The sequence below is a fragment of the Bacillus suaedaesalsae genome (assembly GCF_016890225.1).
Classification (GTDB): domain Bacteria; phylum Bacillota; class Bacilli; order Bacillales; family SA4; genus Bacillus_BS; species Bacillus_BS suaedaesalsae.
In genome coordinates, this window is record NZ_JAFELM010000043.1 from 79,657 (window position 1) to 103,235 (window position 23,579).

Here is a 23,579-nt window from a genome sequence, read left to right on the forward strand (position 1 = left end):
TTTTTTCATTCAACCTCTATGAAAGGTGTTCGATTCTATGCAGTCATATCAATGCATTATTGTTGGTGGAGGTATTGCTGGCTTACAAGCGGCTATCCAGCTTGGTCGCTATAACCATGACGTACTAGTCGTTGATAAAGGTGAGGGGAGATCGAGTCTTTGTAGATGTTACCATAATGTGTTAGGTTGGCCAGACGGCGTAGAAGGGGAAAAATTACGTACATTAGGTAAACAGCATGCAGAGAAATATCATGTAAAGTTTTTAGAGGACAACATTACTGAAATAAATAGAAAAGAAGGTTATGGGTTCAGGTTAAAAGGTAATGATGAGTATGAAGCGAAGTACTTATTAATTGCTACCGGAGTATCAGATAACATACCATTAAAACTCCCAAACTTAAAGGAATGTCTCGGATTGACCATTTATATATGCCCTGATTGTGATGGGTATGAAGTAACAAATAAAAAAGTAATCGTTACAGGATCTGGTGATTCAGGTGCGAATATGGCTCTTACTTTGCTGCATTGGACGAATGATATCATTTATATTAATTCAGGCGCATCACCGATTAGTAGTAAAAACATAGATTTTCTTACTAATAAAGGTATCGAAATAATAAATGAACAAGTAGTAGAAGTTGAAATAGCTGGTCCAGGTCAGTTTAAAGGGTTTGTTACAAAAAGCGGGATGTGTATAAAAGGTGAACGAGGATTTTTAGCTTTCGGTGGAAATAAGGTGAATACGGATTTGCTGCAAGATTTAGGAGTAGAAAGACTGGAGAATCATCATGTTAATACAAATGCACGTACAAAAGAAACAAATATTCGTAATGTATGGGTGGCTGGTGACATAGGAGTTCATTCAGAGCTTTTGACGATTGCAATGGGAGAAGGTGCACAAGCTGCCATATGGATTCATAAAAGAATACTTGAAGATGGAGATTGAATTGCTAGTTCAAATAGCAAATCAATCTCTTTTTTGTTGATCCATACGTTAAATATCTCATGAACAAACAGTAAATCGAATAAACTTTATAGAAACAGATTTGTCATACCATTCAAGTGGTGGAGGGATCAAGAGATGTCAGAATCTCGCCTTATTAAACCTGTATTAGAGGAAGAATTGCCAATTATTAGCCATGGGAAAGGTATCTACCTATACGACATGGAAGGGAAGCAGTATTTAGATGGTTCATCAGGTGCTGTGACAGCAAGTATTGGTCATGGTGTTGGAGAAATACAGGAAGCAATGAAAGAACAAGCATCCAAAATATCGTTCGTATACCGCTCGCAATTTACAAGTATTCCTGCTGAAAAGCTTGCTACAAAATTATCAACATTAACAGAGACAGCTGATTATTATAGTTTTTTAGTAAATAGCGGTTCTGAGGCAACGGAGACAGCGATGAAAATTGCAATACAATATTGGCAGGAAAAAGGGATGAATACGAAACAAAAGATACTATCCCGATGGATGAGTTATCACGGAATCACAATTGGTGCTTTATCAATGTCGGGACACACCCTTCGTAGAAACAGGTTTGAACCACTTCTTGAGGATTATCCAACGATCTCTCCACCTTATTGTTATCGTTGTCCCTACAATGAGACATATCCCAACTGCCAATTAAAATGTGCTACTGAATTAGAAAAAGCCATTAATAGAATTGGAGAAGAGCACATTGCTGCCGTCATTATGGAGCCAATTGTAGGTGCGGCTGGTGCGGCTCTTACTCCACCTCCAGGGTATTACGAAGAAATCAGAAAATTATGTGACCAGTATAATATTTTGTTCATTTCAGACGAAGTTATGACTGGCATTGGCAGGGCAGGTAAAATGCTAGCTCTCGATTACTGGGATACAGTAGCTGATATTGTGACACTTGGAAAAGGACTCAGTGCTGGGTATACACCAATTGCAGCTGTTTTAGTAGAGTCAAAAATTATGGAACCAATACAAAGTGGCTCAAAAGTGATCATGAGTGGACATACATTTAGTGGAAATCCACAATCAGCTGCGGCGGGGGTTGCAGTACTAGATTATATTGAAAAACATAACGTATTGAAACAAACCGAAGAGAACGGTGTTTTTTTATACAATCTATTGAAAAAATTACAACGCCAATTTCCTATTATAGGTGATATTAGAGGCAAAGGCTTATTACTAGGTTTAGAGTTTGTTTCAGGATTAGATAAGACATCCTTTCCGCGTGAAAGACAAGTTACAAACTTGGTCATTTCTAAATCAAAGGAAGCAGGATTGCTCGTGTATCCAGCTTCAGCAGGAGATGATGGAGTAAAAGGTGATGCCATTATTATTGCACCTCCCTTAACAATTACAAAGGTTGAAATTCGCGAGTTGGTTAAAAGGCTAAGTGAAGCGTTAGTCAATGTAATGGCTGAACTAGACGGGGAGGTGGAGTACGTTTGACAAGTAAAGTAACAACTATTGATCATATTATGAGTCATATAAACGATGGCTGCACGATTATGTTTGGAGGATTTGGTGGGATTGGAACTCCTCCTACCATCATCAAGGCTATTTTAGAGAGTGGCAAAAAGGATTTTACGTTAATAGGGAATGATACCGGATTTCCAACGATCGGCATCGGTCCACTCGTAGCAGAAGGACGTGTTCGAAGGATCATAACATCCCATATTGGATCTAATCCAATAGCCGGGAAACTTATGACAGAAGGAAAGCTTGAAGTTGAATTTTGTCCTCAAGGAACGTTGGCGGAGCGAATCCGAGCAGGTGGTGTAGGTTTATCGGGGGTTTTACTAGATGTAGGTCTTAATACAGTAGTTGAAAAAGGGAAAGCCATCATAGAGGTTAACGGAAATCGGTGCATGATAGAAACGGCATTAACTGCAGATGTTTCAATCGTTTATGCACAAAAAAGTGATACGTATGGAAACTTAGTTTACGACAAAAGTGCAAGAAACACGAATCCATTAGTTGCGATGGCAGGTGATGTAACATTTGTTGAGGTAGAAGAAATAGTAGAAAAAGGATCAATAAATCCTGAGGAAGTTGTTACACCTGGCTGCTTTGTTGATGGTGTCATTCAAGGTGAAGGAGTGTATTGGAAATGGGTATGGGAATAGATACACGAAACCTTATGGCTAAACGTGCTGCACAAGAAGTGAAAGATGGTATGGTAGTGAACCTAGGTATCGGTATTCCATCTCTTGTACCTAATCACCTTCCTTCCAACATGAATGTAATGTTTCATGCAGAAAATGGAGTGTTAGGGATGGGACCATCACCTGAAGTAGGTAAGGAAGATGGAAATTTGTGTAATGCAGGAGGCTATCCTGTTTCGATTATAGCAGGAGCTTCGTATTTTGATAGTGCCATAGCTTTTGCAATTATTAGGCGTGGGTTAGTCGATTTAACTATTTTAGGAGCTCTTCAAGTAAGTCAAAATGGAGATTTAGCAAACTGGATCGTGCCAGGGAAACGAGTTCCAGGGATGGGAGGGGCTATTGACCTTGCTCAAAAGGCTAAAAGAGTCATCGTTGTGATGAATCATACAAATAAGGATGGCTCCTCAAAGATTGTGAAATCTTGCTCTCTTCCATTAACAGCCAAAGGGTGTGTACACTTAATTATTACAGAGTTGGCTGTCATGGAGGTTGCAGAAGAAGGCCTAAGGTTACTTGAAATTATGAAACCGTATACGTTAGAAGATGTGCTGAAATTGACAGATGCTGAAATACTGATAGATAAAGAGATTGCGTTTATGGAATAGGGGGGAGAAGTTTGGAACTAACAGATCGAATTCATGAACGAATTAAGGTTCATAGAAACTCTACGGTCAGATTGCTTCAACGTCTTGTACAAGAAAGAAGCGTGTCAGGGAATGAAAGTGCAGCGCAAGCAATCATTATTGAAAAACTTAGAGAAATTGGCTTGCATATTGATATATGGGAACCGAATTATGCAAAATTACAGCAGCATCCTTTTTTTGTTTCGCCACGTTCAACGTTCATAGGTAGTTCGAATGTGGTAGGCATAAAAAAAGGACTAGGTGGAGGGAAATCCATTCTATTAAATGGGCATATCGATGTTGTACCTGAAGGAGATATCAGCCAATGGGAAAATGACCCTTACAGTGCAGAGATTAAGGACGGCAAAATGTTTGGACGAGGAACCTCTGACATGAAGGGGGGGACAGTCGCTCTCTTGCTTGCAATTGAGGTCATTCACGCATTGAATATACCTCTAAAGGGGGATATCATTTTTCAAAGTGTAATTGAAGAGGAAAGTGGTGGAGCAGGAACGCTAGCCACTATTACGAGAGGTTATACAGCCGATGCTGCAATCATTCCAGAGCCAACAAACATGAAGATATTCCCGAAACAACAAGGATCCATGTGGTTTCGATTAACAGTAAGAGGAAAATCTGCTCACGGTGGTACAAGATATGAAGGAGTTAGTGCAATTGATAAAAGTATCCTCGTCATCGAAGCGATGCAAGAGTTGGAAAGAACGAGAAATGAGAAAATAAAAGACCCATTGTATCAAAACATTCCGATTCCTGTCCCAATAAATATTGGGAAAATTAATGGAGGAAGCTGGCCATCAACTGTAGCAGACGAAGTTAGGCTAGAAGGTAGAATTGGAGTTGCTCCAGAGGAATCAATGGAAGATGTAAAACTTGAAGTTGAAAGGCAAATCAAGTTACTAACAAAAAAGGATGAATGGTTTGCAGAGCATCCCGTTGAGCTTACTTGGTTTGGAGCTAGATGGGTACCGGGTACCATTGATTTAGAGCATGATGCTCTAAAAACACTTAAGAATAGTTTTAAAGAAGTTTTGAAAAGGGAACCTGTCATTGAAGCTTCACCGTGGGGAACTGATGGAGGTCTATTTACCCAAGTAGCCAACATTCCAACCATTGTGTTTGGGCCAGGTACAACGGAAGTTGCACATCATCCAAATGAATTTATTGAGATTGAAAAAGTATTGGAAGCAGCTGAGGTATTTGCCCATATGATTGTGGAATGGTGTAATAATTGAGAATAAAACTAAACTATCGGGAAAAGGCTTGGTATATACCAAGCCTTTTTATTTGGTAGAGATTACATAAATATACAACAGTTGGAGAGAATGGTAAGGATAGAAGTAACAATCCTGGAGGTTTAAATGGTTACTGTATTATTCGTAGTAGTTCTATCATCTCAAGTTTTTATCTCTTCCTTGGTAGATACATTTTATTATGATCGTTCATTTATTGATTCATTTATTTATGTAATCCATCCAGAACCTGGTACCAGGAAGTCTGTGGGACTTATTGCTGTTTTTATTGCAGGTTTAGTCTCAGTGGTTATAGACTATAGAGTTTGGAAAGGTAAAAAATCTCAGAAGCAATTTGAGGGTAAATAGTCGTGAAATTAACAGAGAAACTATCACTATGGCAATTATTTATTCTTATTTTTATTTTTGAAATGGGTAGTGCCATTATAGTAGGTATTGGAAATGAAGCAAAACAAGACGCGTGGATTGCGATAGCGGTTGCTACTTCTATTGGCGTTGGGTTAGTTGTTTTTTACTATACACTGGTCTCAAGAGTGAAAGACAAAAATCTTTTTCAAATTATGGAGGTAGCTCTTGGTAAATGGTTGGCAAAGGTTCTTGCATTTTTGTATGTTGTGTATTTCTTTTATATTGCATCAAGAGTGTTACGAGACTTTTGTGAATTATTAACTTCATCTATTTTGCCAAAGACTCCTATTGAAGTTACTTCCATTATCATGATGTGTATGATTACTTACGTATTATATTTAGGAATCGAGGTCCTCGGAAGAACGAGTGAAATATTCTTACCTTATGTCATTATCTTTATTATTGGTATAGGTATCGGGATATTACTTTCTAGTGAACTACACATGGAAAATTTATTGCCAATTATGCCAGAGGGAATTGGTCCAGTAGTAAGTGCAGTCTTTCCTTCCTTGTTGACGTTTCCATTTGGAGAGTTGATTGTGTTCACAGTTATATTTCCGTATGTATCAAATCCAAAATATATTCGGAGGGTTAGTATCATTTCTGTAGTAGCTGCTGGTGGTCTCCTCGTTTATGCCTCAATCGTTCAGATTGCAACGTTAGGATTCGAGATGAAAAACCGATCAACCTTTCCACTTTTATCTGTAGCGAGGGAGATATCCCTATTAGACTTTCTTGAAAGAGTTGATTTACTTATTGTATTCATCATGATGTTTGGTGTCATTATTAAGGTTGCGGTATTTACTTATGGTGGATTAAAGGGATTAGAGTATATAGGAAACATATCTTATAGATATTTTGCATTTCCTATGGCAATGGTTATTTCGTCCAGCTCTATTTTTATTAGTGATAATTTTGCAGAGCATATTCAAGAGGGGCTAAAATTTGTACCGACGTATATGCATATACCTTTTCAAATCGTAATCCCTTTTCTTTTATTCCCAATCGTTTTATGGAAAACAAAAGGGATGAAGGGTGGACAACAGGATGATCAATCTAACAAAACTGTTTAGCTCACAAAAAAGTATTCAAAAATCGAAACCTAGTACAAGTGAAGAGTTGCTTGAAGTAGGTGAACAACCTAAAGAAATTACAACAGAACTGACTAAGAACTATCAATTCTGCAAAAATACCTTTCAAGAGTCCATTGACTTTACTCAGAATTACATAATGATAGGAAAGCAAAAGGGGTTTCTTTGTTATTTAGACAGTATGATTGATTCGAAGCAATTAACCGAAAAAATTGTCGAGCCGCTATCTTTGTCTGTAGAAGATTTATCAATAATAGAGAATGAAGAGTCTTTTGAAGCATTTCGTAAAAAGTACCTTTCGGGGTTACCGCATAAATTTGTTACAAAAGAACACGAAGTCATTTGGTATATCTTATCAGGATATGTTGTTATATTTGTTGAGAATATTAAAGAGGTTCTATGTCTGAAGATTTTTGATATCCAGTATCGAAGCATTAATGAACCTAGTACGCAAACCATTATTCGAGGGCCGAAAGATGGATTTACAGAGTCCATGGAAACAAACGTTAGCTTAATTAGAAGAAGAGTTAAGAACCCTCATCTTAGATTTGAATCTCACATTGTGGGCAGAGATACGCAAACATCAGTTGTGATTAGTTATATTGATGGTATTGCTAATAAAGGGATTGTAAATGAGGTAAGGAATCGAATTAAGAAAATTGACACGAGCTATATATTAGACTCGGGAATTATTGATGAATATATTACAGATAAAAGTTATACTGTATTCCCTTTGATCAACAATACAGAACGCCCAGACACTGCAAGTGCAAACTTGCTTGAGGGTAAGGTCATAATTATTGTTGATGGAAGCCCATTTGTATTAATTGCACCTGTTGTCTTTACGGATTTCTTTCAAGCATCTGAAGATTATTATCAGCCGTTTATTATGGGATCCTTTATACGGTTTATTCGTTATTTCTCGTTTATGATCGCACTGGTTTTACCTTCTTTGTATGTAGCTATCACAACATTTCATCAGGAATTAATGCCAACAACGCTTCTGATTAGTGTACAAGCACAAAGAGAAGGTGTTCCTTTTCCGGCTGTGATTGAAATATTAGCAATGGAGTTAACCTTTGAAGTTTTAAGAGAAGCAGGAGTTAGAATGCCAAGAGCAGTCGGGCAAACCGTTTCTATTGTCGGAGCGTTAGTTATTGGACAGGCTGCTGTAGAAGCAGGACTTGTTTCAAACGTTCTAGTTATTGTTGTATCTTTTACAGCGATTGCAAGTTTCGTTTCTCCCATTTATAATTTTTCTATTTCAACAAGGCTATTAAGATTTGTCATTATTTTAGCCGCATCAGTTTTCGGTTTATTTGGTGTACTGGCATTTTTAGTTTTAATGGTTATGCATTTAACAAGTCTTCGCTCTTTTGGAGTTTCTTACTTAACTCCAGTTGCTCCTCTAATACTTGAGGATCAAACCGATGTATTTGTTAGATTGCCGTTTTGGGCAAACAAAAATAGACCAAAATTTTTAAAAACTGAAGCACCAGAACGACAAGAGAACATGTCAAAGCCTAGTCCACCAAAAATGGAAGGTGAACAATCTAGATGAAAATAAGAATTTTACTTCTTCTTGCTATAAGTTTATGTTTATTAACTGGTTGCTGGGATCGAGTTGAATTAAATGATATTGGAATAGTTACTGGTCTTGCCGTTGAAAAAGGAAAGGATCATAAGTATAAATTAACAGTAGAAGTTTTAAATGCAACAGAGAACTCTAAAATGGAAGCACAAGGCAATGCACCTGCAACCATATATTCTCAAGAAGGGAACTCTTTATCTGAGCTTGCTCACCGTATGAATGTTGGAGTTGCAAGGCAACTTATCTATTCACATACTCGCGTATTTTTAATCGATGAACAAGTGGCAAAACAAGGAGTCACTGATTTTATAGATTTTTTAGAACGAAGTGGAGAATTTCGAAATGACTTTAACATTTTCCTGTTTGAGGGTGGAAATGCAGACGATGCCTTAAAAACAACCTACACTCTCCAAAAGGTTTCTTCATTAAAATTAAATAAGCAAATTGAATCCTTTTATAAAGAATGGGGAGGAGATCCGAATGTTCGGTTAACGGACTTTATTTCGGCATTAACCTCTGATGGCAGGGAACCTACGATTGCAATGGTTAAAGTAAAAGGAGACCCTAAGAAAGGAAACTCAGTTGAGAATATGCAGAAAGTTGAGCCTGAAGCATTAGTCGAAGTTGCAGGACTTGCTGTGTTTAAAGGAGATAAATTAGTAGATAAGCTTACGATAAATGATACTCGAAATTATTTATGGCTTGATAATATCCAAAGTACGAGCTTAACCGTACCTTGTGAAGGTGAAGAGGGAAATTATTTAGATTTACGTGTTACACGTTCCCATACAGACATTGATTCAAAAGTAGTAAGGGGTGTTCCGCAATTTTCGGTAGCAATTAATGTGGAATCTAGAATTGAAGGGTCACAATGTGAAGGAAATTTAGAGCGAATTGATACGTACGAAGAATATGAAAAGCAAGTAGAAAATACATTAGAGGATCAAGTAAATGAAACCGTTCAAAAGGTACAAGAGCTGGAATCAGACATTTTCGGATTCGGTGAAATCATCCAAAGGCAACATTATCATGATTTCCAAAATATGAAGAACGAATGGAACAAGTATTTTGCTGATGCAAAGGTTGAGATTAAAGCAAATGTGTTTATAAGAAGATCAGGGATACGTAATCAAAATATAATAAGTGATTCAGATAAATATTAAAATCGGCAATTTTTTGTCGATTTTTTTTATTAATCATATCGAATCATCGTTTCTCGTAGGATGTAATATGAGGAAGGAGGAGTGATGTGAAAAAACAAGACTACTATGAACAAAAGATTATTGAAGGAGAATACTTCTATCTTTCCGTTTGTTTTGATCATTTTAATCAACGAATACGCTTGGATGATTATCGTGGGAATCTATCGTTGATAGCAGATAAGGTAATTGAATTGGCAAGCAAGCACTCTTATTCAAAGGCAATTCTATACTCGAGAAGAGAGCACGTACATTGCTTTGTAGAAAAGGGATTTTTACTTGAAGCAATATTTGAAGGCTTTTTTCATGGAAGTCATGCATATGCTTTGACGATGTATTTTGAGTCTGCAAGAAAGAAAAGTGATAGCTGGTTAAAAGAAGATAAAATTCTGCAGGATGTACTAAGTTTACCTGTCACAAAAAATCAGGGGAATTTGCCAAGTGGATATAAATTGAGGAAAGGAACACCGATAGATGCAGAAATGCTCGCGGGTTTATATAAGGAAGTCTTTCAGGTGTATCCGACTCCTTTAAACGATCCTGGTTATATAAAAAAAATCATGAAAAGCAACACCGTTTTTTATGTAATTGAAAAGGAGGGTGTGCTAGTAAGTAGTGCATCAGCATGCATTGATTATAACTATGCCAACGCAGAAATATCAGACTGTGCTACTTTACCGGAGCATCGTTCGCATGGATTAATGAAACACTTGATTGTCAGACTTGAAAAAGAGCTAATCAGTCAAAAAATTTTCTGTGCATATTCGATTGCACGAGCACTATCATTTGGAATGAATGCCTCACTAAAACAATTAGGCTATAAGTATAAAGGAAGAATGATGAACAATTGCTATATTTACGACAAGCTTGAAGATATGAATGTTTGGGTAAAGGACTTGTCATAGTTAATATCTAACATTATTTAAATGAAAGCGATTTCGATTGAGATAACTTTTTAACTTTCCCTCACATATACTAGGTTAAGTTTCTTTTATAGGCATAATGAAGGAGGGTTTACTATGATTAACGATGTATTTAAACCAACGCGTCATTGGAAGGATATTGAACTGTGGAAAGATATTACAGAAGAGCAATGGAACGATTGGGTTTGGCAACTTACGAATACCATACGAACACTCGATGATTTACGTAAAGTCATCAACTTAACTCCTAATGAAGAAGAGGGGGTAAAAATTGCAACGAAAACTATTCCGTTAAACATAACACCTTATTATGCATCACTTATGAATCCAGATGACCCAAGATGTCCTATTCGTATGCAATCTGTACCTATTTCGAAAGAGTTAAATAAAACAAAATACGATCAAGAAGATCCGTTGCAAGAGGATGAAGATTCACCGACTCCGGGATTAACACATCGTTATCCAGACCGTGTTTTGTTTTTAGTTACCAACCAATGCTCTATGTACTGTAGATATTGTACGAGAAGACGTTTTTCTGGTCAGATTGGAATGGGTGTCCCAAAGAAACAAATGGACCAAGCAATTAGCTATATAAGAAGCAACCCGGAGATTAGAGATGTATTAATTTCAGGTGGAGACGGATTATTAATTAATGATCAAATAGTAGAATATATTTTAAAAAATTTACGTGACATTCCACATGTAGAAATAATTCGAATTGGCACGCGCGCACCAGTTGTATTTCCTCAACGAATCACAGAAAATTTATGTAATATTCTAAAGAAGTACCATCCAGTATGGTTGAATACACATTTTAATACTTCTATTGAGATCACAGAAGACTCTAAACGAGCTTGTGAAATGCTGGCAAATAGCGGAGTTCCAGTAGGTAATCAATCTGTTATTCTAGCAGGAATCAATGATAGTGTTGCTATAATGAAGAAGTTGATGCATGACTTAGTTAAAATTCGTGTAAGACCTTATTATATTTATCAATGTGATCTTTCAGAAGGAATTGGACATTTCCGAGCACCAGTTTCAAAAGGTATTGAAATAATAGAAGGATTACGTGGACACACATCTGGTTATGCCGTTCCAACTTTTGTAGTGGACGCTCCAGGTGGTGGAGGGAAAATATCACTGCAGCCTAATTACCTACTTTCTCAAAGTCCGAATAAAGTTGTACTTCGTAACTTCGAGGGTGTTATTACAACCTACCCAGAGCCAGAAAATTATGTGCCTGGTAAAGCAGATGATTATTTTGGTGAAGTGTACCCGAACTATATGCAGAAGGATTCAAATATCGGTATCGCAGGTTTAATGAATGACCATCACTTTAATCTTGTACCAGATGGATTAAATCGTTTAGAGAGACGCCATACGTACACGGAAAATCCAGAACATAGTTCATTAAAGGATAAACGTGAAAAACGTGATCAATTGAAGGAAAAGAAATTTCTTGCGGAACAAAAGAAAAATACGCAAGGTAATGGATGAGGTGAAGGTACATGACTTGTGATTGGTGTGGCTCATTGCAATCGAAACAAGGAGAGAATACCGTATATTGGGAGCTTCCGGATGGCTCGCGTGCCATTACAATTACTGAAACTCCTTGTATTCGCTGCGATGATTGTGGAATGACGTACCAAACAGAGAGAACCATTGATGAAATTGAAGATCAACTAATGTTAATTGATACGAAGAGTTTGAATCAACAATTGACTTTCAAACAACTAATGGAAACACCACGATGGCTGAAAATGAACTATTTCGGAAAGTAAGCATTGGACAATATTCATATTTCCTTCTATAATGGAAAATCAGTATAACCAATATTGGTTGAACTAGGAGGAACTGAAGTTGTCACGATCATTTTATCACTTTCTATTGAAATATCGAATGAATAAACCTACCAATGAAGTTGCAGCATTTGCAAATGCAGCTTATGATGACCATAGCTTCCCAAAGCATTCAACTGACTACTACGAGCTAACAAATTACCTTGAACTGAACGGATCTTACTTACCAAGCATGTCTATCTTTGACCAGGCTTGGGACTTATATATGTTGAATGAATAGCATCCAATAATAATTGGATGCTATTTTATTGTTGTCTTTAATCAAACACTTTAACTCATTAACGCATTGGGGGACAGGCCCCCAGTGCGTTAATGAGTTAAAGTGCAAAAAAAAGTAATTTACAGTTTTATGCAGTAGAGTTATAATTTGATAGAATATGCGAAAAAAGGGGCGTGAGAAACATGTGGATTACACGAAATTACAGTCAACATCATCATACTGTTTCTTTAAGCCGACTACTGTTTGTCTAACAAAACGTTATTATAACGATGTTAAACCACAGAATAGTTGTCTGTGGTTTTTTTGTGTGCAAAAATCGAATATACGTTCGAGGGGGATTTTATGATTATTGTAAAAGATTTGAAAAAGGAATATAAAATTGCAAAACGAGACCCTGGTTTATCAGGTGCGATAAAGTCATTATTTAAACGAGTATATGTAACGAAACATGCTGTGAAAGGACTTGAGTTTTCCATTCAACAAGGAGAAACGGTTGCTTATATTGGGGCTAATGGGGCTGGAAAGTCAACAACGATAAAAATGTTAACTGGGATCTTAACACCTACAAGTGGTGAGGTAACGGTTAATGGGATTGTCCCGTACAAGCAAAGGCAGAAGAATGCAAAAAATATTGGCGCAGTCTTTGGTCAACGTACTCAATTGTTTTGGGACATTCCCGTACGTGAATCGTTTGATCTATTAAAACACATTTACGAAATACCAGAAAAAGAGTATCAGGAGACAGTAAGCATGTTCACAGAGGTGCTTCATTTAGAACCGTTATTAGGCATACCAGTTCGTCAACTAAGCTTAGGGCAAAAGATGCGGTGTGAGTTAGCAGCTGCCTTCTTACATCGTCCTTCTGTTGTGTATTTAGATGAACCAACAATTGGTCTGGATATAGCAGTAAAGGTGAGAATAAGACAGTTTATTAAAGAAATGAATGTAAGGTGGGGGACCACGGTTTTATTAACGACACATGATATGCAAGATATCGAAGAGATTTGTGACCGCATTATCATTATTGACGACGGAAATATCCTATATGATGGTGACCTTGCGAATATTAAACGTCAATTTGGTCAAAAACGTGTAATACATTTTGATCTAGTTCAAAAGGAATCATTTGTGTTACCAGTAGAACTAATTGGAAAAGTAGATATTCAATCTTCAGAGGATGAAAGTAAGCTTTCACTTTCGTTTGACCATGAGGAAACGTCAAGCTCATTTGTCATCTCTACTATAATGAATCACTATAATGTTCAAGATTTAAGTGTTAGTGATCCAAGGATTGAGTCCATTGTAGAAGACATTTATAACAAGCGGGAAATAGGGGATGTACATGAAAAAGTATTGGCAGCTGACTAAATCACAAATGCAAATGAACACAGCATATTCAGCGTGGTATTGGGCAGGATCCGCGTCAACAATAATGCGATTACTGATTATGTATTATTTCTGGCATGCCGTTTATTCAAATCGTTCTTCGATTGAAAATATTGATATCTCAACGATGCTCACGTATATTGTGGTGGCGATGTTACTGCAAGGATATGTTAGCGGTATTGGAAACGAACTAGCAGAAAGAATTCGAAGTGGTGATATTGCCATCGAATTGTTACGACCATATGACTTAATCTTTAAATTAATTTCAGTAGACGTCGGATCAAAACTAACTGTTTTCTTCCGGGAAACACTACCAATTATCGTGATTGTTTTTCTGTTCATGAAGTTAAATACACCTTCATCGTTTGAAGCAATGCTGTTATTCCTCGTTAGTAGTTTTGTTGGAATCTGGATTGGGACGTTTTTCGATTTTCTTGTTGGGGTAATCGCATTTTGGACGATTAATATTTGGGGGATGCGTGTATTAAAGGAAGGTGTTATTACCTTTTTCTCAGGAGCATTAGTACCTATCGTGTTATTTCCTGACTGGTTAAAAACGGTGAGTGAATATTTACCGTTCCAGTCAATGGTATATGTACCTGTATCCATTTATACAGGAATAGTTTCAGGAACAGATGCCTATTGGGCAATCGTAATTCAGCTTGTATGGCTTGTTGCTTTGTATGCATGTGTGAGAATCATATGGGCACAAGCATTAAAGAAGATTACGATATTCGGAGGTTAGGAGGGGTGGTATGGTAAGATATGCGAAATTATATTGGGTATTTGCGAAAAACCATATGAAGGTCATGATAGAGTATCGAGTTGATTTTTTAATTGGAATTTTTTCAGTCATGCTTCAGCAATTTGCCTCCATTTTCTTTGTGAAAGTAGTGTTTGATCATATTGAACAGTTAAACGGATGGTCGTTTTACGAAATCTTATTTATTTATGGAGTGGCGGCAACAGGTAGATCCATTCATCATATATTCTTTGATAATTTATGGACCTTAGGTTGGCAATATATAAGACCTGGGCAATTAGATCGTTTGTTAATTCGTCCGATTAATCCACTATTTCATTTATGTGCAGATCGCCTCCAACAAGATGGATTAGGTCAAATTATCATTGGAATCATCATCATGACGATTGCAACTCCTCATTTAGATGTGACATGGGGTGTGATGGAGATCTTATTATTAATTATCATGATTATATCTTCTGGCATGATTTTTGTTGCGATCAATCTATTCTTTGCAACATTCTCATTTTGGATGATTGATAGCTTACCAATTGTGTGGGCTGTCTTTAATTTAAGTGACTTTGCAAGATATCCACTTACCATTTATCATAAGGGAATCGGTTTATTTTTAACATGGTTAATCCCCTATGGCTTTACTGCGTTTTATCCGGCTGCCTATTTTATAGGAGGAGAAGGATATAAATGGTTTGCACTATGGACACCACTTGTAGCCATCACTTCTTGCATCATTTCATATATGTTTTGGAATAGAGGTCTAAAAGCTTTTGCAAGTACAGGAAGCTAACAAAAAGTATAGAACAACCCTTTAGGTCAGGGGATGTTCTATACTTTTTTTATTTTCCCAAAATGCACATTCATGTAGCGCGATTTTTGGGTGAAAAGCATATACTACATTAATTAATTGATACGTTGCCTATAGGAGAGTGATAAAAATGGAGGAAAAAAACCCAAAGTTCAAGGTTGGAGACATTGTTGTCATTTCTCTGTATGGAACGGTCAGTAAAATTTCTAAAATTAAAAGTTTAAATGGGAATTTTGCTTATGAGTTAAATAATAAAGAGGGGCTTTATTTAGAGGATACTCTTGAAAGTATTCTGGAGTATGACGATAAGAACACGAACCAAGAGTCACTTCAAGTTGAATTCAAGTATTACTTCGGTGATCTTGTACAAGTCAAAGGCTATGGAAAAGATTTGTTTAAGATTGTCGGATTACGAACAGAAATTTGGAGATATAAAAAAGATGCATGGGAAGACATAATCTATGAATTATCAAGATTATCAGACGGTGAATGGCTAGAAGCAAGCGAAGATGAAATTACCCTTATTGCTGACCATGAACATGCTCCGATATTTTTACAGAAGTTAGATATGATTTATGTAAAGACAAAAGAAACTAAAGTGATGGAGATGTTACAGTCTATGAATAAGCAGCGAAAAACTGAAAAGGAACTCCTTCGATTGAAACGGGAAAGAAAAGCGATTATCGACGGATTACTAGATGTTTACAATGATTATAAATATCTCTATGAGCTCTTTGAAGACGAGGAATATAAAAATGTAATGGAATTAGTGATGGAAAACCTATCAAAATTCACATCTAGTAAGAATGATGAACTGTAAGTTAAAACTTTATGAAGGCTTGTACTACTATCCATAAGAAAAACGGAATACCACCAAATAAAATAACTTTAAACATGTTGTTCGTAACAGTTTCCATCACATCATCAAAAATTGAAATGTCCTCAATTGTACTATTATTAATTTGATTATTCGCCTCATATGAATAATGATAAGTTTTCTCCATAATATGATCCTCCTTTGCGGCTTGTCCACTCTACTAGATAAATATGAATTACATGAGAAGTTAGAACTCTTTTTCTTACTTAATGGAGAAATCTTTTTATCATAAAAGAAAAAACATTCACATAAATCGAAATAAGGGGTGATAACGTGAGAGAAATCGAAGTGGTTATAGACACAGAGGAACTTGCAGAATTCATTTATGAGCAGTTATTAATAAGAGGTTATGTCCCTAGTGATGAAGAAGTTGATGAAGTTGCCGATATTGTATTCGATTACTTATTAACAAAGCAGGTCGTTGAGGAAGTTTGGGAAGAGGAAGAGGAAGATTAGAAAAAATGGCTATAGCGTTGTCTAGTGACGAAGAAAAAGCCATCGTTATTCTTTTTTATGTTAAGAAAGTAGGACACTTTCTAGCTTAAACAAACGGCGAATTCCTCGTCGTTTTTATTTGTTTTTGGAAATATATTCATATTGTTAAAGGTAATTTGTAAAGTGCGTTATAATAAATAGAGTACTAGATTGAAAATTTTGGAGGTGAGAATTTGGCTGAAAAAGCTATAATATTTGATTTGGATTGTACGTTGCATGACCGTGAAACGAGTCTCTTCTTATTTCTGAAATCTCAGTATGATCGATTACTATCTAGCGAAATTTCAATTTCTTTTCCTGAGTTTTATAATGAGTTTGTTAAACTTGAGCAATTTGGTCGTAAATGGAAAGATGTTGTTTATGGTGAACTACTAGCAAAATATAAAGAAATCAGGTTAACGAGCAGTGAGCTATTGGAGGATTATTGGTATCGTTTTAGCGAACATTGTGTAGCCTTTGACGGTACTGAGTTTATGTTAAGAGAGTTGAAAGAAAAAAATTATAGGCTCGGCATGATTACAAATGGAAAAACTGATTTTCAGAAAGCGACGATTCATGCTTTAGGGATAGAAGACTTCTTCGATGATATTATCATTTCTGATGAAATTGGATTAAAGAAACCAGACAGTAGAATCTTCGAAGCCTCTCTACATAATCTTAGTGTGAACAAGGAACATGCAGTTTATATTGGAGACCATCCTGTTGATGATATTAAGGCAGCGAGTGATGTTGGACTTCAGACGATTTGGAAAAGAAATGATTACTGGGGAAGGGCAGAAACAGGGTACTCATTTGATTCTATGAGAGATTTACCTGCGTTAATAGAGTACTTATATAATTAGTAACTTTGTTAGGAGTGAAGATAGGTTGAATAAGTTTTTTCTTGTTATGTTTATGGTAGTAGTATTAGCAGCATGTTCAGAAAAGCCAAAGCCTGAGGATCGTTTTGCAGAGTATGTAAGTATGTGGAATGAACAAGATTTCAACTCCATGTATGAAAGAATCTCATCAAACACGAAAGAAAAAATAGCAATTGAGGATTTTACGAAACGATATGAAAACATTTACAGTGGAATTGAAGCTGAAAATGTAAAAATAACGTTTAACAAGCCTAAGGAAGAAGTGGAAACAAAGGACAAAGAAGACATCACTTTCCCGTATAACGTTTCAATGGAAACAATTGCAGGGAAGGTTGAGTTTACCCATGAGGCAACATTAGTTAAGGAAGAACTTGAAAAGGGATATAACTGGTTTGTACAGTGGGATTCAACTCATATTTTTCCACAGCTTCAAGAAGGACAAGAAGTGAAGGTATCCTCCAGTCAGCCTGTGAGAGGTGAAATTTACGATCGAAATGGTAACCCGCTAGCACAGAATGGGAAGGTATATGAGGTTGGTATTGAGCCTGGAAAGCTAGGCGATGAGAAAGCAGCAACTTTGACGGAGTTATCCAGTTTGTTACAGCTTTCTATTGAGGAAATCGAAGCAAAACTTAATGAAAGCTGGGTGAAACCAGATTTATTCGTACCTATAAAAAAGATTGACCCTAATAATCAAGAATTAGCTGTTAAAGTAAGTTCGCTCCAAGGTGTTTTTCTTCAAAAGGAGGTTTCTTCTAGATATTACCCTCTAGGTGAAAGTGCTGCACATTTGATTGGATACGTTCAAACAATAAGTGCTGAGCAACTAGAAAAGCTGAAGGGTCAAGGCTATACAAGAAGCTCGAAAATAGGGAAGGTTGGGTTAGAGCAGGTTTTTGAAGATCGTTTACGAGGAGAAACAGGTTGGAAGATATATATTCCAAACGGTGAAGTGATTGCAGAGAAGCCAGCTGAAAGTGGAGAAAATATTACATTAACCATCGATGCTATATTACAAGCTAATGCATATTCACAATTGAAAGGTGATGCAGGTAGTGTAGTAGCCATTCATCCTAAAACAGGTGAAACATTAGCACTTGTAAGTTCTCCTTCGTATAATCCGAATGACTTTATTTTTGGGATGTCTAACTCAACATGGAAATCACTAAATGATAATCCTCTAAAACCGTTAATGGCAAGATTTAATAAAACATATGCACCAGGATCTACGTTAAAACCATTAACTGCTGCAATTGGATTAGCTACTGGAATCACGAATCCAGAAGAAAAGATGACCATCGAAGGAAAAACATGGGCAAAGGACAACTGGGGTGGGAAATCAATCACGAGAGTTTCCACTAATTTAACATCTGTAAATCTAAATGACGCACTTGTAACGTCTGATAATATTTATTTCGCTAGAACGGCACTAGCGATTGGAAACGAAAAGTTTGAACAAGGTTTACAATCTTTTGGATTTGGAGATGAACTTGTATATGAATTTCCAACAACTAAATCTACAATCTCGAACAATGGTTTTTCTTCAGAAGGACTACTTGCTGATTCTGGCTATGGTCAAGGTGAAGTGCAAATGAGTCCGATTCATTTATCAAGCACTTATTCTGTTTTTGTAAACAATGGAAGTATGATAAAACCATACCTTGAGAAAAAAGATGCTGCTCCAGTATTCTGGAAGGAAAATATCGTATCTCCAGCACATGCGGAGTTGATCTACAATAGTTTGTATCAAGTTGTAAATCATCCACAAGGAACTGGATATAAACCAGTAGTAGAAGGAGTTAACATTGCTGGTAAAACTGGAACAGCAGAGCTAAAAGTATCGAAGGATGTAGCAGGAGAAGAAAATGGTTGGTTTGTTGCAGTGAATAACGAAGCATCACTTCTTATTACGATGATGGTTGAAAATGTAAAAGATAGAGGTGGAAGTCATTATGCAGTCCCAAAGGTGAAGGAACTATTTAGATAATTTATCCTTTACAGATTGGATGGATAGTAGCTTCTTTAAATCTGATTTATAATTTTCACTCTTCATATAATAAGACGGTATTTGGTATGATTTAATTTGTTCGATTACTTCGATCTTAGTAAACCAATCTTCCGTTTTATAGGTGTGAATGACATCTGGCCAAACATCTGTTAAGGAAGGACTGTATATCTTATTAGATCCTGTTGTTTCTTGATTTAAAAAAAGATGTGGCCAATAATCCACTCTTGAGCCGGTATGTGGCGTTGAAATGGCGTAATCAAAAGCTTGTTGATATACACGATGAAATAGTATGCCATACAAACTTTTGCCGATGTTAATTCTATTTTTTACATTGTTGAAGCCACGAACGGTTTCACCAGCCAATTCGATTTTTCGTCTTTTCTTAAACGGAAATAATACATCGGTAAAGCCGAATGTTTCTTGGGCTTTATAAAGAGAAGAATGTAACACCTCTGATTCATATCTTGAGTGATCAATGAGGCGAGTTTGGATCATATATTGTTCGTTTAAAATGAGTGCAATTGTTAAAAGCTCTGAATTTCTTTCGTGCAAGAAAAGTTCCCAAATCGGTTTCATGAATGACGAGACAACGAAATATGGTAGTAAATGAAACAGGTTTCGACCTGTTTTTTTACTATGTTCATATAACATTAGTTGCGGGAAGGCATCATGAAAGATGAATGCGTTTGCCTTCTCTAGAAATTCAAAGAAGATTTGGACTTTATTAGAAGGAAGCAATTCTTCGATTAAACTTCCTTTTAGATCAGTCATATTCCAACCACCGTTCCTTGAAACCATATGAGCAAGAAAGGACCAATGTACTTCTTTATTTCTTTTATAAAACTCTAAATAGGCAGTCGTTCTAGTAATATTATTGACGTTATATTTAGTTGTTTCTTTTTTGATGAAGGATACTAAGTCACGATCTTCTTGTCCAAATGATACGGGTGTTGCAGCAGAAGTCTTTGAGAGAATCTCCTTTAGCTGAGCGTAATCATCATCATTTATCGTCCTTTGTGTTATAACCTTGTTTGTTTTAAAAGGCAGCTTATTAAGCAATGCATTTAATGACCACATGCTATCTCCTCCATACAATAGCGTATGGATTTATTTCTTTTTTGTGAAGGAGATAAAATATGACAAAACTTGTCATGAATTTATTTGCTAATTTGACAAAAAATTCTAAATTATTTTTGTTATGATAATGAAAAAGAATCCCTTGAGGTGATAACTATGCATCCTCCAGTCACAACAAAAGCGATAGAAGAGAAAATTTGTTATGACATTACTATTATGCAAACACCGAAAATTGGACAAAAAAAAGGCTATCGACAAGTGTTTCGTTATGATGTTGTTGCCTCTAATCACGATGAGGCGATTTATGAAGTGTTTCGTACGTTTAATGTTAAAGATCTTATGCCGAAGGATACACCAGCTAGATTTATTCGCACGTGGGATATATTATATTTTGACGAAGGGTTAAATGGAGTGACATATTATCAATTACAACCTGAGGGTTGGAAGAAAATCAGGAGAATTCATGTAAGATAGAAAACGTGGCTAGCGTATAAATTTGCGATGCCACGTTTCCTGTTAGCTTCGTAGAGAGCTTACTGCTTATTTTTTCTGCCGCCGTCCGCTGTGTTTTCTTTAGCATGAGCCTCGTGCTCAGCAACAATTGCCTCAGGTGGAATATGATTGTTCTTTTTAGGTTGATTAATTCGGTTTCGATGTTTTTTACCCATTCTCAAGACCTCCTTCTTGTAACGTTAGCTTATTACAAGCCTACAAGTAGTGTTTAACATTAAAGAATTAATCATCGATGGTAAATAATGTTTTATAAGCAACGCATAAAAAATAACTTGAAAAGTTTTACAATTTGTATATAATTAAACAAAATATAAATGATCGAGGATGAGGAGAGTAGTAACGATGCTCTTGTGAAGCGAGCCAGGGACGGTGAGAGCCTGGTCAATCATTGTTATGAAGCGCACTTCGGAGATGCGAACCTGAAAAAAGTAGGGTGCGCCGGTACCTGCCGTTATCAAAGGAAAAGTGGTTCAAGGAATTGAACAAACAGAGTGGTACCACGGGAGCAAACTCTCGTCTCTTTATTGAGACGGGAGTTTTTTTATTGGATAGGCTCAGTTTAAGTACAGTGTTGATTTTTAGCTGTGTGTTGATTGTAGTGGAGGGTGCGAGACTCCTGCGGAGAAGTGGGACAGGTGAGACTCATGCAGGAAGCATAGCGACGAGGAGGCTCACCGCCCACCCCGCGGAAAGCGAGTGCCTTCCACGGAAATCAACATTATTGTTTAACAGAGCTTGGATAAGAAAAAAAGGAGGTAAGAAAATGTATCTAGAGAACACAGCAGAAATATTAACACAGTATCTTTCACTCGAAAAAGAGCAAATTCTTCAACTGTTAGAACGGCCAAAATATACAAACTACGGGGATGTATCTTTTCCGTGTTTTACACTCGCAAAGGAATTAAGAAAGTCACCACTCATCATTGCAAAGGAACTATCTGAACGTATACAACATCCATATTTTCGTGAAGTAAGAAATGAAGGAGGATATGTAAATATTTATTTGCAGCCTGGATTGATTTATAACGAGACGATTCTGGATGTTATGTCAAAGCAGGAAAAATATGGCTCAAGTACAGTTGGTGAAGGAAAAACTGTGGTCATTGATTTTTCTTCACCGAATATCGCGAAGCCTTTTTCAATGGGACATTTACGTTCGACAGTAATCGGAAATTCACTTGGATTGCTTTATGAAAAGAACGGGTACTCTACAACGAAAATTAACTACATCGGCGATTGGGGTACACAGTTTGGAAAATTAATGGCTGCTTATGAGTGGTGGGGAAATGATGAGGCTATTAAGGAAGACCCGATTCGAGAATTGCTCCGTCTATATGTGGATTTTCATGAAGAAGCTAAAGAAGATCCTACACTCAATGATAAAGGAAGAGAATGGTTTAAACGACTTGAGGATGGTGACGAAAAAGCATCGAAGCTTTGGAAGTGGTTTAGAGATCTATCATTAGTGGAATTTAATCGGATATATGATCTATTAGGTGTTTCATTTGATTATATACAAGGGGAATCGTTTTATAACGATAAAATGGGGAAGGTCGTTGATGAATTAAAGGAGCAGAAACTTTTAGAAGAATCTGAAGGAGCACATGTCGTTTCCCTAGGTGATGAGATGCCACCTTGTTTAATTTTGAAATCTGATGGAGCTACTTTATATGCCACACGTGATTTAGCTTCAGTACTCTACAGAAAGAAAGAGTATAAATTTGATTCAGCTATTTATGTAGTTGGTCAAGAACAAACACTACATTTTAAACAAGTAAAATCTGTTATTAAAAAGATGGGTTATGACTGGTGCGAGCAATTTTTGCATATACCTTTTGGGTTAATATTAAAAGATGGGAAAAAGATGTCAACTCGGAAAGGAAAAGTTGTTCTTCTTAACGAGGTGTTAAAAGAAGCAATCTCAATTGCAAGAAAAAATATTGAGGTAAAAAATCCAACTTTAATGAATAAAGAGGTTACAGCAGAGCAGGTTGGAGTTGGTGCCGTTCTTTTTCATGATTTGAAACACCACCGAATTCATGATTTTGAATTTTCATTAGAGGACATGTTAGCGTTTGAAGGAGAGACTGGACCTTATCTTCAATATACGTTTGCTCGGATTCAATCTTTATTAGAAAAAGGGAAATTTACATTTTCGAAAGAGGTCATCCCAAGTGATGAAAGTGATCAACTAGAAGTAACAAAGCTTATAGCTCGTTTTCCTTTAATTGTTGAGAAAGCATGTGAAGACCATGATCCATCCCTACTTGCACGTTTTTTACTTGATTTAGCGAAGGAATTCAACTCCTATTACCATGCCGTAAAGATTATTGATCAATCGAGCTTTCAAACTGCAAGATTACAATTCACATATGCAGTAGGTGTGGTTTTAAAAGAAGGCTTACGTTTATTAGGGATTGGTGCTCCTAAAAGAATGTAAGCAATCCATTTTTTACTAACATT

Annotated in this window: 25 protein-coding genes and 1 other annotated feature; of the genes, 22 read left to right on the forward strand and 3 right to left on the reverse strand. The window is 36.5% G+C overall.

Annotated features, from left to right (window positions below; all coding sequences use genetic code 11):
• Window positions 1-37 precede the first annotated feature (37 nt).
• The 17 genes from JR050_RS17025 to JR050_RS17105 all read left to right on the forward strand — a co-directional run bounded on the left by JR050_RS17025 (window position 38) and on the right by JR050_RS17105 (window position 16,106).
• Window positions 38-946, forward strand: coding sequence for an NAD(P)/FAD-dependent oxidoreductase (locus JR050_RS17025; protein WP_204204824.1), 909 nt, complete (start codon window positions 38-40; stop codon window positions 944-946).
• A 135-nt stretch (window positions 947-1,081) separates the two neighbouring features.
• Window positions 1,082-2,431, forward strand: a complete 1,350-nt coding sequence (locus JR050_RS17030) for an aspartate aminotransferase family protein (protein ID WP_204204825.1) — start codon at window positions 1,082-1,084, stop codon at window positions 2,429-2,431.
• Window positions 2,428-3,108, forward strand: coding sequence for a CoA transferase subunit A (locus JR050_RS17035; protein ID WP_283244092.1), 681 nt, complete (start codon window positions 2,428-2,430; stop codon window positions 3,106-3,108). The genes JR050_RS17030 and JR050_RS17035 overlap by 4 nt, the downstream gene beginning before the upstream one ends.
• Complete coding sequence (locus JR050_RS17040; protein WP_204204826.1) at window positions 3,093-3,755, forward strand: 3-oxoacid CoA-transferase subunit B; 663 nt, start codon at window positions 3,093-3,095, stop codon at window positions 3,753-3,755. Before JR050_RS17035 ends, JR050_RS17040 begins: the two co-directional genes overlap by 16 nt.
• 11 nt (window positions 3,756-3,766) lie before the next feature.
• On the forward strand, window positions 3,767-5,026 hold the full coding sequence (locus JR050_RS17045) for a peptidase (protein WP_204204827.1): 1,260 nt from the start codon (window positions 3,767-3,769) through the stop codon (window positions 5,024-5,026).
• Window positions 5,027-5,152: 126 nt separating this feature from the next.
• Window positions 5,153-5,392 carry a hypothetical protein gene (locus JR050_RS17050; RefSeq protein ID WP_204204828.1) on the forward strand — a complete coding sequence of 80 codons (240 nt, stop codon included), beginning with the start codon at window positions 5,153-5,155 and terminating at the stop codon, window positions 5,390-5,392.
• A 2-nt stretch (window positions 5,393-5,394) separates the two neighbouring features.
• A complete protein-coding gene (locus tag JR050_RS17055) occupies window positions 5,395-6,525 on the forward strand; it encodes a GerAB/ArcD/ProY family transporter (RefSeq protein ID WP_346726770.1) in 1,131 nt (376 codons plus the stop codon).
• Window positions 6,500-8,104 (forward strand): spore germination protein, encoded by a 1,605-nt coding sequence (locus JR050_RS17060; RefSeq protein ID WP_204204829.1) that lies wholly within the window; start codon window positions 6,500-6,502, stop codon window positions 8,102-8,104. The genes JR050_RS17055 and JR050_RS17060 overlap by 26 nt, the downstream gene beginning before the upstream one ends.
• Window positions 8,101-9,297, forward strand: a complete 1,197-nt coding sequence (locus tag JR050_RS17065; RefSeq protein ID WP_204204830.1) for a Ger(x)C family spore germination protein — start codon at window positions 8,101-8,103, stop codon at window positions 9,295-9,297. Before JR050_RS17060 ends, JR050_RS17065 begins: the two co-directional genes overlap by 4 nt.
• Window positions 9,298-9,383: 86 nt before the next feature.
• A complete protein-coding gene (gene ablB / locus JR050_RS17070) occupies window positions 9,384-10,238 on the forward strand; it encodes a putative beta-lysine N-acetyltransferase (RefSeq protein WP_346726771.1) in 855 nt (284 codons plus the stop codon).
• A gap of 114 nt (window positions 10,239-10,352) precedes the next feature.
• Window positions 10,353-11,753: a lysine 2,3-aminomutase gene (gene kamA / locus JR050_RS17075; protein WP_204204831.1), complete on the forward strand. Its 1,401-nt coding sequence runs from the start codon at window positions 10,353-10,355 to the stop codon at window positions 11,751-11,753.
• 11 nt (window positions 11,754-11,764) lie between these two features.
• Entirely contained in the window at window positions 11,765-12,037 is a 273-nt protein-coding gene (locus tag JR050_RS17080) for a YokU family protein (protein WP_204204832.1), read from the forward strand.
• A gap of 79 nt (window positions 12,038-12,116) precedes the next feature.
• Window positions 12,117-12,335, forward strand: coding sequence for a YozE family protein (locus JR050_RS17085; protein WP_204204833.1), 219 nt, complete (start codon window positions 12,117-12,119; stop codon window positions 12,333-12,335).
• Between the two features lie 342 nt (window positions 12,336-12,677).
• Window positions 12,678-13,703, forward strand: a complete 1,026-nt coding sequence (locus JR050_RS17090; protein WP_204204834.1) for an ABC transporter ATP-binding protein — start codon at window positions 12,678-12,680, stop codon at window positions 13,701-13,703.
• Window positions 13,678-14,466 carry an ABC transporter permease gene (locus tag JR050_RS17095; protein WP_204204835.1) on the forward strand — a complete coding sequence of 263 codons (789 nt, stop codon included), beginning with the start codon at window positions 13,678-13,680 and terminating at the stop codon, window positions 14,464-14,466. Before JR050_RS17090 ends, JR050_RS17095 begins: the two co-directional genes overlap by 26 nt.
• A gap of 10 nt (window positions 14,467-14,476) precedes the next feature.
• A complete protein-coding gene (locus tag JR050_RS17100; RefSeq protein WP_204204836.1) occupies window positions 14,477-15,268 on the forward strand; it encodes an ABC transporter permease in 792 nt (263 codons plus the stop codon).
• Window positions 15,269-15,416: 148 nt separating this feature from the next.
• A complete protein-coding gene (locus JR050_RS17105; protein ID WP_204204837.1) occupies window positions 15,417-16,106 on the forward strand; it encodes a hypothetical protein in 690 nt (229 codons plus the stop codon).
• 1 nt (window position 16,107) lies between these two features.
• Here JR050_RS17105 and JR050_RS17110 read toward each other — a convergent pair whose 3' ends face one another.
• Window positions 16,108-16,290, reverse strand: a complete 183-nt coding sequence (locus tag JR050_RS17110; protein WP_204204838.1) for a hypothetical protein — start codon at window positions 16,288-16,290, stop codon at window positions 16,108-16,110.
• 146 nt (window positions 16,291-16,436) lie between these two features.
• Here JR050_RS17110 and JR050_RS17115 point away from each other — a divergent pair, with 146 nt between their 5' ends.
• From JR050_RS17115 to JR050_RS17125, 3 genes are all read left to right on the forward strand, one after another.
• Window positions 16,437-16,619: a YozD family protein gene (locus JR050_RS17115; protein WP_204204839.1), complete on the forward strand. Its 183-nt coding sequence runs from the start codon at window positions 16,437-16,439 to the stop codon at window positions 16,617-16,619.
• Window positions 16,620-16,831: 212 nt separating this feature from the next.
• Window positions 16,832-17,500: an HAD family hydrolase gene (locus JR050_RS17120; protein ID WP_204204840.1), complete on the forward strand. Its 669-nt coding sequence runs from the start codon at window positions 16,832-16,834 to the stop codon at window positions 17,498-17,500.
• A gap of 25 nt (window positions 17,501-17,525) precedes the next feature.
• Window positions 17,526-19,505, forward strand: coding sequence for a penicillin-binding transpeptidase domain-containing protein (locus tag JR050_RS17125; RefSeq protein ID WP_488153830.1), 1,980 nt, complete (start codon window positions 17,526-17,528; stop codon window positions 19,503-19,505).
• On the opposite strand, the gene JR050_RS17130 is transcribed toward JR050_RS17125, so the two are convergent.
• Complete coding sequence (locus JR050_RS17130; RefSeq protein ID WP_204204841.1) at window positions 19,494-20,603, reverse strand: DUF2515 family protein; 1,110 nt, start codon at window positions 20,601-20,603, stop codon at window positions 19,494-19,496. The two genes, JR050_RS17125 and JR050_RS17130, sit on opposite strands and share 12 nt — an antisense overlap.
• 156 nt (window positions 20,604-20,759) lie before the next feature.
• Here JR050_RS17130 and JR050_RS17135 point away from each other — a divergent pair, with 156 nt between their 5' ends.
• Complete coding sequence (locus JR050_RS17135) at window positions 20,760-21,077, forward strand: hypothetical protein (RefSeq protein WP_204204842.1); 318 nt, start codon at window positions 20,760-20,762, stop codon at window positions 21,075-21,077.
• A gap of 59 nt (window positions 21,078-21,136) precedes the next feature.
• Here JR050_RS17135 and JR050_RS20610 read toward each other — a convergent pair whose 3' ends face one another.
• Window positions 21,137-21,271 (reverse strand): hypothetical protein, encoded by a 135-nt coding sequence (locus tag JR050_RS20610; protein ID WP_283244093.1) that lies wholly within the window; start codon window positions 21,269-21,271, stop codon window positions 21,137-21,139.
• Window positions 21,272-21,428: 157 nt separating this feature from the next.
• Window positions 21,429-21,640, forward strand: a binding site (T-box leader).
• Between the two features lie 239 nt (window positions 21,641-21,879).
• Here JR050_RS20610 and argS point away from each other — a divergent pair.
• Entirely contained in the window at window positions 21,880-23,556 is a 1,677-nt protein-coding gene (argS, locus tag JR050_RS17140) for an arginine--tRNA ligase (protein ID WP_204204843.1), read from the forward strand.
• Window positions 23,557-23,579 lie beyond the last annotated feature (23 nt).